13 protein-coding genes and 1 pseudogene are annotated in these 12,578 nt (G+C 43.3%); all 14 read right to left on the reverse strand.

Features of this window, described 5'->3' with window-relative positions:
- Position 1: 1 nt before the first annotated feature.
- Entirely contained in the window at positions 2–814 is an 813-nt protein-coding gene (locus BN1356_RS00235) for a YidC/Oxa1 family membrane protein insertase (RefSeq protein ID WP_093649426.1), read from the reverse strand.
- The gene (rnpA, locus tag BN1356_RS00240; RefSeq protein ID WP_093649427.1) at positions 798–1,157 is read right to left on the reverse strand and encodes a ribonuclease P protein component; all 360 of its coding nucleotides are present in this window, start codon (positions 1,155–1,157) and stop codon (positions 798–800) included. Before rnpA ends, BN1356_RS00235 begins: the two co-directional genes overlap by 17 nt.
- A gap of 91 nt (positions 1,158–1,248) precedes the next feature.
- A pseudogene (gene argH, locus BN1356_RS00245) lies at positions 1,249–2,606 on the reverse strand (argininosuccinate lyase).
- 483 nt (positions 2,607–3,089) lie between these two features.
- Complete coding sequence (locus BN1356_RS00250) at positions 3,090–4,283, reverse strand: argininosuccinate synthase (RefSeq protein WP_093649429.1); 1,194 nt, start codon at positions 4,281–4,283, stop codon at positions 3,090–3,092.
- 177 nt (positions 4,284–4,460) lie between these two features.
- Positions 4,461–5,918 carry a glutamate--tRNA ligase gene (gene gltX / locus BN1356_RS00255; protein ID WP_093649431.1) on the reverse strand — a complete coding sequence of 486 codons (1,458 nt, stop codon included), beginning with the start codon at positions 5,916–5,918 and terminating at the stop codon, positions 4,461–4,463.
- Between the two features lie 136 nt (positions 5,919–6,054).
- Positions 6,055–6,927, reverse strand: coding sequence for an MFS transporter (locus BN1356_RS00260; protein WP_245620268.1), 873 nt, complete (start codon positions 6,925–6,927; stop codon positions 6,055–6,057).
- Between the two features lie 18 nt (positions 6,928–6,945).
- The gene (locus BN1356_RS12760) at positions 6,946–7,305 is read right to left on the reverse strand and encodes an MFS transporter (protein ID WP_245620269.1); all 360 of its coding nucleotides are present in this window, start codon (positions 7,303–7,305) and stop codon (positions 6,946–6,948) included.
- Positions 7,306–7,378: 73 nt separating this feature from the next.
- Positions 7,379–8,089 (reverse strand): LiaF transmembrane domain-containing protein, encoded by a 711-nt coding sequence (locus BN1356_RS00265; RefSeq protein WP_093649433.1) that lies wholly within the window; start codon positions 8,087–8,089, stop codon positions 7,379–7,381.
- 5 nt (positions 8,090–8,094) lie between these two features.
- Positions 8,095–8,541 carry a LytTR family DNA-binding domain-containing protein gene (locus BN1356_RS00270; protein WP_093649435.1) on the reverse strand — a complete coding sequence of 149 codons (447 nt, stop codon included), beginning with the start codon at positions 8,539–8,541 and terminating at the stop codon, positions 8,095–8,097.
- Positions 8,542–8,705: 164 nt separating this feature from the next.
- The gene (locus BN1356_RS00275) at positions 8,706–9,011 is read right to left on the reverse strand and encodes a bacteriocin immunity protein (protein ID WP_093649436.1); all 306 of its coding nucleotides are present in this window, start codon (positions 9,009–9,011) and stop codon (positions 8,706–8,708) included.
- A gap of 29 nt (positions 9,012–9,040) precedes the next feature.
- On the reverse strand, positions 9,041–9,757 hold the full coding sequence (locus BN1356_RS00280; protein WP_093649438.1) for a TIGR00266 family protein: 717 nt from the start codon (positions 9,755–9,757) through the stop codon (positions 9,041–9,043).
- 93 nt (positions 9,758–9,850) lie between these two features.
- Complete coding sequence (locus BN1356_RS00285) at positions 9,851–10,345, reverse strand: beta-class carbonic anhydrase (protein ID WP_093649440.1); 495 nt, start codon at positions 10,343–10,345, stop codon at positions 9,851–9,853.
- 298 nt (positions 10,346–10,643) lie between these two features.
- Positions 10,644–12,020, reverse strand: a complete 1,377-nt coding sequence (gene radA, locus BN1356_RS00290) for a DNA repair protein RadA (protein ID WP_425423507.1) — start codon at positions 12,018–12,020, stop codon at positions 10,644–10,646.
- The gene (locus BN1356_RS00295; RefSeq protein WP_093649444.1) at positions 12,017–12,550 is read right to left on the reverse strand and encodes a histidine phosphatase family protein; all 534 of its coding nucleotides are present in this window, start codon (positions 12,548–12,550) and stop codon (positions 12,017–12,019) included. The genes radA and BN1356_RS00295 overlap by 4 nt, the downstream gene beginning before the upstream one ends.
- Between the last annotated feature and the right edge of the window lie 28 nt (positions 12,551–12,578).

A 12,578-nucleotide genomic window follows, 5' to 3' on the forward strand; every position in this document is an offset into this window, starting at 1 on the left:
CCTATTTTTTCTTACGAGCTTTTTTCTGTGCCCGACGAATCTTAGCTTGACGGTCCTTCTCAGCATCCAGTTTGGCCTGGCGTTCCGCGACAATCTTAAAGGGATTATTGAGCAACAAGGTCTGGAAAACCTGATAGGCATTGGATACAGTCCAATAAAGAGCAACCCCACTGGCAGCAGTAGCCGCAAACCAGAGAATCATCAGGGGCATAGCATAGGTCATGACCATCGTTGCAACGTTTTTTTCCAAAGCTGCTTTATTGGTCAACCACATGCTAAGGAAAGTAAAGAAAGCTGCTAGAACTGGTAGAACGAAGTAAGGATCCCGATCTCCCAAGTTCAACCAGAGAAACTGTCCAACCTTTAGGGCTTCGATGCGGGTCAAGGCTTGGAAGAGAGCCATCAAGATGGGCAATTGAATAAAGATTGGAATAAAGGAAGCTGACATGTTGACGCCATTATCCTTATAGAGCTGGCGCGTCGCATCATTCAAGAGTTGACGACTTTCCATATCTGTGCCTGAATAACGCTCCTGTAACTCTTTCAACTGAGGTTGAATTTCCTGTATCTTCCGAGTTGATGTCATCTGCATTTGGAAGAGCGGTAGCAAGAGAGTCCGAATCAGAATGGTAAAGAGAATAATCCCGATTCCGATATGTCCATTAATGGATAAAAATTGAATGATTCTTCCGAACCAATAAATGAGTTGTTCCCATTGGCCAGTGGATTCGCTTGTAACAGCACTGGTCCCACAGGCAGAGAGAAGGACCAAGGACATTGATAGGAGTCCGGCCCACTTAAGTTTCTTCTTCAAGACTTGTACCTTCCTGGTATAAATTCGCTAGTTTTAAAACATGGAGGAGATTCTGTTTGGTCTCACGGTAAGTCAGCTCTTCCACACCTTTTCGTGCAATGATGACGAAATCATCTGTCACAAGCTGAGGTTGGCATTCTATCAGTACATGTCGGATCTTCCGTTTGATTCTGTTACGTGTTACAGCATTTCCCAGTTTTTTGCTGACGGACAAACCTACTCGAAAGTGTGGCTGATCCTTGGGCAAACGATAGACAACGAACTTGCGGTTGGCTACACTTTTTCCCTGAGAAAAAATCTGGTTAAAATCCTGCTCACGCTTGACGCGGTAGCTTTTTTTCAAAATGTCACTCCATCTTTCAAAATTACTATTATTATACCACAATTTTTAAAAAAGCCAATAAACTCTCAGTTTATTGGACTGTCTTACTATTTCATAAATCTTTTTTAGCTTCTTGGATCTGCCAAATAACTTGTTCAAAACCAGTTCCACCCAAGGAGTTGCGCCTTTTTACAGCAGTCTTTGATTGCAGCGCTACATAGATGTCTTCTTCAATCAAGTCCGATACTTCTTGGTAACGCACCAAAGGCACATCTTGCAAATAATAACCGGCTTTTGTGCACTCCAAAACCAATTTCCCAACAACTTCGTGGGCTTCCCGGAAAGGTAAGCCTTTTTTAGCTAGGTAGTCTGCCAACTCTGTTGCATTGGAAAAGTCCTTCTCAGTGGATAGGGCCATGTGGTCTTTATGAACGGTCATCGTTTTGAGCATGCCAGCCAAGATATCGATTGCAACCGTTATGGTTTCAGCCGTATCAAACATCCCTTCCTTATCCTCTTGTAAATCCTTATTGTAGGCCAGAGGTAGGGATTTCATGACGGTCAAGAGACCAAAAAGATTGCCGTAGACACGGCCCGTCTTACCTCGAATGAGCTCAGCCATATCAGGATTTTTCTTCTGGGGCATAATGGAGGAGCCTGTTGAGAAAGTATCCGACAGGCTGACAAATTGAAACTCATGAGAGCACCAATTGATGATTTCTTCACAAATCCGGCTCATGTGCATCATGAGGATGGAACTATTGGCTAAAAATTCCAGAATAAAATCACGATCCGATACCGCATCCAAAGAGTTGCTGTAAGGTTTGGCAAAGCCCATAAGGTTTGAAGTCAGTTGACGATTGATAGGAAAGGTCGTCCCAGCCAAAGCCGCCGCACCCAGCGGTGACAAGTCTGCGTGCTGAACATTAAATTCAAAACGCTCGCTATCACGAGTAAACATATTATAGTAGGCCATGAGGTGGTGACCAAAGGAGATAGGCTGGGCATGATGGTTTCCACATGCTCCTCTGCCAGATCAACCAAAGCGGAACGCAGATTGTGTAATTTCCCAATGACTTCTTCCAACTTAGCCTTGAGGTAAAGGTGCATATCCGTTGCTACCTGATCATTACGTGAGCGGGCTGTGTGGAGTTTGCCAGCTAGTGGCCCGATTTTTTCTGTCAAGAGAGACTCCATATTCATGTGGATATCTTCATTGGCCACATCAAATGCCAACCGACCTACCTGATAGTCCACTAAGAGTTCTTTTAGTCCTGCTTTGATTTGATCAGCTTCATCCTGGCTGATAATACCTGTCTGACCAAGCATGGTCACATGGGCAATGGAGCCTTTGAGATCAAATTCAGCCATTTTTTGGTCAAAGGAAATGGAAGCTCCAAATTCTTCCACCCATTTTTCAAGGCCAGCCTCGAAACGGCCACCCCATAGTTTTTGATTTGCTTTTGTCATAGCTTCTCTTTCTATTCTTGAAATGCAAAAAGAGGCCGGACTCGTCTTCCAGTCTCCTCTGCTTGCCTCACGGGACAATTACTTAAATGCTTCTCACAGGAAGACTTTATTTAAGTCTAGGTGCCTCACTGAACACCTTAGTGTAAATAGTTTATAAGAAAAGAAAATCAGATGGGGCTCCCTGTCCCCTTTTATCTGAAGTTTGACGAAGATTTTCTTTGTCACTCGTCGTCATCACGTTTGCCGTACTCCAGTACTAGCTGTAACGCTCTTCCTCGATTGACGTGAAACCTTCTCACCAAAACTTATCTTCCCTTTTTGGTTTATTTCTATGTCACCATCTTGATAATTATCTTTTTACCACAGCGAAAATTATGGACTAAATTGCTGCTAAAGTAGTTTTTCTTGTCTCATAATGCTGACTAACTGTCCCTAAATCTAAGCAATCTACGGCCGAATAAAGATACAGTCAGACATGCTTCATTATTTATTATTGTTCACTTGACTGTTTACCTGTGTAGGCAATCCCCAGAGTTTGATGAAGCCGATGGCTGCATCCTGGTCAAAGCTATCAGCTGATGTGTAGGTTGCCAAGTTTTCATCATAGAGTGAATTGGGCGACTTACGAGCAACCACTCTTGCTGAACCTTTGTAGAGTTTCACTTTAGCCGTACCGTTGACAACTTTTTGTGTTTCCTTGATGTAAGCCAAGATGGCTTTTGTCGCCGGACTAAACCAAAGGGCATTGTAGATTAGGTTTGACAATTCATTTTCCAGGATTGGTTTGAAATGAGACACTTCACGTACCAAAGTCAAATCTTCGATTTCTTTGTGGGCTGCCAAGAGGGTTACCGCACCTGGACACTCATAAATTTCCCGCGATTTGATCCCCACCAAGCGGTTTTCCACATGGTCGATACGACCAATACCGTGTGCACCTGCCATAACATTGAGTTTTTGGATGAGGTCTGCCAACTTCATCTCTTGACCATCGATGGCCACGGGTTTGCCTTCTTTAAACTCGATTTCAACATATTCTGGTGTATCCGGTGCATCTTCAACAGCACTTGTGATACCAAAGGCATCTTCTGGAGCCTCATTCCATGGATTTTCCAAAACACCACACTCATTGGCACGACCCCAAAGATTTTGGTCAACTGAGTAAGGGCTATCCAAATTAGCTGGAACTGGGACGCCGTGTTCAATCGCGAACTTGATTTCTTCCTCACGCGCCCATTTCCACTCACGGACTGGCGCAACAACCTTCAAGGATGGATCCAAAGCCGCAATAGCTACTTCAAAACGAACTTGGTCATTCCCTTTCCCTGTACAACCATGAGCGATTGCGGTTGCACCTGTTTTGTGAGCAATTTCAACCAATTTCTTGGCGATAATGGGACGACTAAGGGCAGATACCAAGGGATACTTTTGCTCATAGTAGGCATGTGCTTGGAGAGCGGGCAACACATACTCTTCAGCAAATTCGTCCTTAACATCCAAGACATGAGATTCAACTGCCCCAATCGTCAAGGCTTTGTCATGGATAAAATCGAGGTCCTTGCCCTCACCAACATCCATGCATACCGCCACAACATTGTAATCTTTTTTAAGCCAGGCGATTGCAACCGATGTGTCCAAACCACCGGAATAAGCTAAAATTAATTTTTCTTTTGTCATTTTGTTACTCTCTTCTCATAAAGTCATAGCTCCTGTTTTTGCTATGTAAAAAGTATTATATTGTATATTTATACACAAGTCAAGGGTTTTATTCAAATAATTTGGATTTTTATCTAAAAATGCCATTATTTTGCAAAAAAATAAAACCAACCTGTATTTTGGTTGGTTTTATGCAGTTTATTTAATCACTTCTAGCATGTCTTCCAAATGCTTGATAGCTTTTTCTCGACCAAGGAGGAAGATGGTATCTGGCAATTCTGGTCCGTGCATTTCACCTGAAACGGCGATACGGATTGGCATAAAGAGGTTTTTACCCTTGATACCCGTTTCTTTTTGAACAGATTTAATTTGTGGGAAGATATTTGCTGTGACAAATTCTTCATCCGTCAGTGCTTCCAACTTGGCTTTAAAAGCTTCAAGAACAGTCGGAACCGTTTCACCAGCCATGATTTCTTTCTCAGCATCTGTCAATTCTGGGAAATCCGCAAAGAAAAGGTCTGTCAATGGAACAATTTCATCAGCTGATTTGAGCTGTGGTTTGTAGAGTTCCACTAACTTCTCCGACTTGTCTGTCAAACGACCTGCTTCTTCCAAGAAAGGTTTGCAGAGTTCGAAGACAGGTGCAAAATCAGCATTTTTAAGGTAATCATTGCTCATCCAATCCATTTTCTTCTGGTCGAAGGCAGCTGGAGATTTAGAAAGACGGTTCTCATCAAAGAGTTCAATCAACTGTTCACGAGAGAAAATTTCTTCCTCACCACCTGGGTTCCATCCCAAAAGAGCAATGAAGTTAAAGACCGCTTCTGGCATATAGCCTTTTTTACGGTAGTCTTCGATGAACTGTAACGTATTCGTATCTCGTTTTGAGAGTTTTTTGCCTGTCTCAGAGTTGATAATTAAGGTCATATGGCCAAATTCTGGTGCTTCCCATCCTAGTGCTTCATAGATCATGAGCTGTTTAGGGGTATTGGCAATATGGTCGTCGCCACGAATCACATGTGAAATTTGCATATCGTGGTCATCCACAACGACAGCAAAGTTGTAAGTTGGGTAACCATCTTTTTTCTGGATAACCCAGTCACCACCGATGTTGCCACCTTCAAACTCGATATCCCCCTTGACCATGTCCGTCCACTTGTAGATACCAGCCTCATTAACAGCCAAACGAACTGTCGGAATGACTCCTGCAGCTTCGCGTTCAGCGATGTAGGCTACTTTTTCTTCTTCAGTCATGCCGATAAATTCGTTGATGTAACGCGGTGTTTCGCCAGCAGCTTCTTGGCGCTCACGCTCTGCAGCCAGTTCTTCTTCGGTCACATATGATTTGTAGGCCTTACCTTCTGCCAAGAGTTGATTAATATATTTTTGGTAGAGTTCCAAACGCTCCGATTGGCGGTAGTTTTCATGTGTTTCTGGACTTTCATCCCAGTCCATGCCCAACCAACGCAGGTTCTCAAGCTGTGAACGCTCACCGTCTTCCACATGACGCTTGCGGTCAGTATCTTCGATACGGATGATAAATGTGCCATTGTGGCGACGAGCGTAGAGGTAATTAAAGAGCGCAGTCCGCGCATTTCCGATGTGTAGGAGTCCAGTTGGACTTGGTGCATAACGCACACGAATAGGTTTGGTCATTGTATGCTCCGTTATCATTTTTTTACATTGTTTCTATTATAGCACTAAATCCAAAAAAAGAAAGCCGACAGTGACTTTCAAGCGCAATCAGCTACTCTATCCTATGCTTATCAGGTTTGCTAAAATTCACCATCCATCACTCTAGCGTCGCCTTTCTATTGAACCGCAGAGCATAGACCAAAACCAGCAGACCAAGCAGTAGAAAACCTAGACTAATCCAATCCACTAGCAAGACCACAATCAAACTGGAGACAAGAAGTCGCAGAAGCATCGAACCCATTTGAAAATAGGTGGAGATTCCACCACCAATCATGGCTAATTTCTCTTCAGGTAAACGATTCATAATAAGAGCATTCATCTTTGGATTGATAGCCCCTGCTAAAATCATGACCAAAAACATGGTCGCAAACACTCCATAAACATTGTGGTTTAGAAGAAAGAAAAAGAAAATCGGAACAAAGATGCAGGCAAGACGAAGGGCTGATAGAATGTCTAATTTCTTCAAGACTGACATGGCTAAAACACTCCCGACAATTCCTCCAACTAAACTACAAGTGGTCACCAAAGCTAAGGTTGTAGCTGGATTGATAATGACAAAGGTCTTATCTTGACTCAGCAGGACTGCAATAATAATGGGAATCACATTGAAACAGCCATTGAGAAGCGGGGTAATGATGATGGAATGTTTGATTTCTGGAATCTTCAGACACTCATGAACAGCTTCTCTCATACTGGTCCAAAGGTCTCGAAATAAGGATGCATCCTTGCTTTCCTCTATCTGAAGTGGACGTTCTCCAAGCAATCTTTTTAAACTCGGTGTGACTAGTAATAGAATAAGTGCCGCAAGGGCAAAGGTTCCTGCATTGACAAATGCCAAGGCTTGATAAGTCATGATAGAAACCAATACAGCCCCAATCGATTGAAAGCCGATATAGAAAACAGAACCAACCGCCTGACGAAAGGCGAAACTATCAGACCGTTCCTCATCAGCCACAATCCGCAGACTCAAGGGAGTATAGAGGCCATTTTAATACTGACCTGCTAGGTCGGATAAAAAGTTGATGAAACTGGCAATAATAACGACCCCTAAGCTAGGTGTCAAACCCATAGCTAGACCAACCAAACTATAGAGAGCAACACGGAAATACAGGGTGTGCAAAATGGTCTTGACCTTATCCACCGCCCGATCCGCCACATACCCCATGATAAAGCCTGTTAAAATCGGCAAGGTCTCAGATATACTAACAATGGCAATCCCCAACTTTGCATCCGGTAGCTGAAGGACATAGGACATAAGCGCCAGATAATACATAACATCCCCAAAATTGGACAACATATCACTGGCAAACATCGTCATAAACAATTTATTTTTAAGAAGTTTTTTCATTTTTTACCTCATATTTTCAGAATATTCAGATAATGATTGTGATAATTTTTAGAGCAGAATACTGCCCTAAAAACTAGATATAAATAATTTCCAATTGACTAAAAACGTAATCCCCTGTAACCACTAGGGTTTTGCCAGATAATCCTCCGCTCGGATACGATTTGATGGTACTAAATACCTTATCGCCTGTAAATTCCACATGCCAATCTTTGGGTACATAGAGTTTGACACTAGAGAAGACTGCATCACCTGAATAGATAGCCTGATCCCCCAGAATGGTCGCATTGGCAAAATAGATGGAGGTCCCTGAAAAAACAACATCCCCACCAACTCTTGTCAAATTTTCGTCATTAATGTAACGGGTCGTATTCCCAAAAACAGTGTCCGAATCGTTGTTGCTAGAGAAAGTTCCATCAATTGTATCATGAATCGTATCGCTGATACCATCCCCAAATCGAAAGTCTTTAAACTGACTGACCGTAGACTTAGGCTTTAGAAGCATACTCAGACCAATACCCGCTAAAACCGCCGCAAAAATCATCGTTCCTGTGCTAATCCGTAACCAGTTAAATTGATTTTCCAAAATGATCACAGAAATCACACCACTAATATAGGCACTAGTATAGTTTTTTCGCAGAACATTTTGAATGGCAGAAACACCGAATCCAACGATAAATAAGAGAGCCCAGATAGAAATACCAAACTCCGGAAGCTGCAACCTATTTCCAAACAGGACATAGACTGCTACTGCAATCAAACCTGCACCCAACCATGTTTTTTTCATATTCCTTACCTCATTTCACGTAATTTTTCTTTTAAGAGTTGATAGTAGTGCCTCGATACATGAATCTGTTTGACCGTATCATAGAAGCGAATGGTGCTGGTGCCGGAGAAGGACTTATCCAGCGAGTAAATAGCGCGGATATTGGCAATACTAGACTTAGAAATCCGACTAAAATAAGCAGGCAGACATTCTTCTAACTCATAGAGTTTGAGCTTGACCTCATAAGCATTGTCTCGACTATGAGCAAAAATTCTAGCCCCATCTGTTTCAAAGAAGAGGATATCTGCCAATTCTAAGAAGTATTCACTGGTCCCCTTATAAAAAACCAGGCGAGGACGTTCTATTTGCATCAAGGCTTGCTGAATTTGCTCAATTTCTACTGACAAGCGATTGGTCCGAATGACTACTTCTACATCATCCAAACCATCATCCAGCTCAATCCTGATCTTCATAGACTCCTCCTCTCTTCATTCTGTCAAACAATCTCATCTTCTTTGTTACCATTATATCAGGATGACAAAATCTTACAAGTCCTTTTCAGTAAGTGGTTGATTTGGGCAAGTAAGTGGACAAAGAAAGGACACAAGTTTCCTTGCATCCTTTGACGAAATTCTATTTAATTCCTTCCTCTTGAGAATAAACTTCCCAGAAGCTGGCTCCAAGCTACTTGGCTCCGGTATTCCTGAGCAATTTTTTCAACTGCCATAGCCAATTCTATGATTGATTTAGGCGCTTGGTATTTGTGACATACAAGATACCAAGATAGACTACGACTAAATCGTGTGAAAACAAGATTTTCTGGTTCCTTCTGTTCCAATTCCTTCTTAGCCTGTAGGCAAATCCCATATAATTCTGGCTGACCAGCTACTTCCTTATCCAAGAGAGCATTATAAAGTTGATCGATAATTGTTGAATAATCCATATACACTCCTAGAGCAATATCTTTACAAATTAGGAGCTACTACCTGTAGAAATATAGTTTCCAATGACATGTGCAAAGGTTTCAACATTGAGACTCTGTACGTAAATCTCCCCAGTTCCACGGAAGGTATTGACCACACCTTCACCAGTTCCGATGGATTGCATAAAGCTATTTTCTAGGTGAATATCATAGTCCAAGTCGCGACTCCAAGCGACAACATGAGCATTGTCAATGGTGATGCTCCCACCCTTTAAATCAATTTTCTTGATGGAACCAAAGCTATTGGCCAAAAGAGTTCCCTGCCCTTGGGTTGTCATAACAAAGAATCCACCCTGTCCACCAAAAAGAGCCCGACCGACCGATTGGCGTTCCATGGTATACTGAGCGGAACCGTCCAGAGCTAGAAAAGCTCCATCATTGATGCGGTACTGCTTTTCACCTAATTCAAGTGCAATAACTTGACCTGGCATACTTGGTGCAAGCGCTAAAACACCATCCGCAGCAGTTGAAGTCGCCTGAGTGATAAACATAGACTCACCAGATACAATCGAGCGTCCGATAGCCCCCATTAACTTGCCGATCCCAGAACCCTTAGCATTGAGGCGAGTATTGAGCGTCACACTATCAGTATGATAGACCATACTGCCCTGTTGAATGTAGGCCATCTCCCCCGCTTCAAGGGCAATTTCCACTAGAGGAAACTGCATATTGCTATCAATGGTGTATTTCATGCGATTATCTGACATGGTTTTTTCTCCTTTGTACTATTTATTTAATACAATTGTAAACCCTTTTAAAAACACTGTCAAGCAATAACATATTTTTTATTTCTTTTTCTATTAAATAACTTCTGTCATCAAACCAGTATCCACATCATAAACTGCTCCACTGATAATCACATCATCTGGAATCAGAGGTGAGTTACGGAGAATAGCCATATCTTCTCTGATACTTTCTTCCACATCGGTAAAAGGTAGAAAATCTTGGCCAGTCACATCGACCCCCAGTTCCTTATGGATATGCCGAGCAAAATCTTCGTTTCGGAAAGTCTGAGCCCCACAATCTGTATGGTGGAGGACGACAATCTCTCGCGTTCCCATCTGTTGTTGGGAAATAACCAAGGAACGAATCATGTCCTCAGTGACACGGCCACCTGCATTCCGTAAAATATGAGCATCCCCCAGAGCCAAACCTAAGGCTGGTGCCACATGAAGTCTGGAATCCATACAAGTGACAATGGCAACTTGAGTTTTGGGTTTAAGAGGCAAGTGGGCACTGCCATGAAAGTCGGCATAAGCTCGGTTAGTGGTTAAAAATTTTTCAAAATAAGACATAGTTTCTCCTTCATTGCGACGACTACTCAAAGAAAATCAACCAAAACTAGCTGAGCAAGTCCTAGGTAAGTTCAGCGACCCAGAAAGAAACTCTTGAAAATAAAAGCTGACTATAGACCATCGGCATCTAATAATCCTCAAGGCTGGACAAGAAAGCACGGTTTTGATGTTTACAGAGTATAAATCTTGTCACTATGCTATCATTTTCTAGGTTTTTTGTCATTGAAAAAACCTGACTAAATCAGGTTCGTTCGGTTTATTTTTATGTAATCTTTCAGTCTTTCTTCAGCTGGCACAATTAAGCAAAGACTTTTTGCAAGACTTGCCCCAGGGTTGTGACTCCTACCACTTGGATCCCATCTGGTACTTGAATACCGTAGAGAGAATTTTTAGGAGCGTAGACCTTGGTGAAGCCCAGTTTGGCAGCCTCGTTAATGCGTTGCTCGATGCGGTTGACACGGCGTATTTCTCCTGTCAGACCGATTTCTCCGATGAAACATTCTTGGGCATTGGTCGGTTTTTCCTTGTAGCTGGATGCAATGGCCACAGCCACAGCTAGGTCAATGGCTGGCTCATCCAGACGGACACCACCTGCTGACTTGAGGTAGGCATCCTGATTTTGGAGGAGAAGACCAGAACGTTTTTCCAAGACCGCCATAATCAGGCTGGCACGGTTGAAATCCAGACCAGTCGTCGTCCGCTTGGCATTACCAAACATGGTTGGCGTCACGAGAGCCTGCACCTCAGCTAAGATCGGACGTGTTCCCTCCATAGTCACGACAATGGCAGAGCCCGTTGCTCCGTCTAAACGTTCTTCCAAGAAGACTTCGCTTGGGTTGGTCACTTCGACCAGACCTTGAGACTGCATCTCAAAGATGCCGATTTCATTGGTAGAACCAAAGCGGTTTTTGACCGCGCGCAAGATACGAAAAGTATGCTGGCGCTCACCCTCAAAGTAAAGAACCGTATCCACCATATGCTCCAAGGTACGCGGACCTGCGAGCGTCCCCTCCTTGGTCATATGCCCAACGATGAAGGTGGCAATATTGTTGGTCTTGGCAATCTGCATGAGCTCATGGGTCACTTCACGAACCTGGCTGACAGAACCTTGTACGCTGGAAATTTCAGGACTCATGATGGTTTGAATCGAGTCGATAATCAAAAAATCAGGTTGAATCTTCTCGATTTCCGTGCGAATGGACTGCATATTGGTCTCAGCGTAGAGGTAAAATTCGCTGTCAATATCTCCCAAACGCTCGGCACGCAGCTTGATTTGCTGGGCAGACTCTTCCCCCGAAACGTAGAGTACAGTGCCGATGGTCGATAACTGGGTAGAGACTTGCAGGAGCAAGGTTGACTTCCCAATCCCGGGATCGCCACCGATGAGGACTAGACTTCCTGGTACCACACCGCCACCCAAGACGCGGTTAAACTCATCCATATTGGTCTTGGTTCTAGCCACTTGGATAGAAGACACTTCATTGAGTTTCAAAGGGCGCGTTTTTTCACCGGTCAGGGAAACTCGTTCATTCTTGACCTCTGCGACCTCTACTTCCTCCACAAAGGAAGACCAAGCCCCACAATTTGGACAACGACCTAGATACTTAGGCGAGTGATATTCGCAATTTTGACAAACAAAAGTTGTTTTTTTCTTAGCGATGATGTTCCTCCTTATACTTCTACTTCGATTAGCTCGCAGTATTGGATTTTTTCTTGATCGAAAAATTGGCGAATGAGCATGCCATGGCAGACAATAGCTACGCTATCATAGTGACGATATTTCTCTAAAGCCTTCAAAAAACGTTCCCGAACCTGCGCTGCAGTTTCATAGCGAACAGGCGAATCCGCTGGTAACTGCCCCTTGTTTTCCCAAAAGAGCTGATAGGCCTTCTCAACCGTCGCTGCTGTATAGTTTAACCCATCCAAATCAGGGCGCCATTCATGAAAGAAAGGCTCTACTAAGAGTAGCTTGTCTTGATGGCGAACAATATAAGTAGCTGTCTCCAAGGCCCTTGTGATAGAGGAAGAAATCACAACTTGAACCTGTGCCAATCGGGCGTCCTGTGCTGCTTTCTCAGCCAGCATGCGTCCATTTTCAGTCAAAGGAGCCAAGTCACGACCGAATCCTGCGTAAGCATCCGGATTCACTGCTTGATCCAGCATAGAATAATCAGGTTCCGAATGGCGAACAAACACTATTTTCATCTGCTTTTCCTATCTGTCACCATGAAGA

Origin of the sequence: Streptococcus varani (genome assembly GCF_001375655.1) — a bacterium.
Classification (GTDB): Bacteria; Bacillota; Bacilli; order Lactobacillales; family Streptococcaceae; genus Streptococcus; species Streptococcus varani.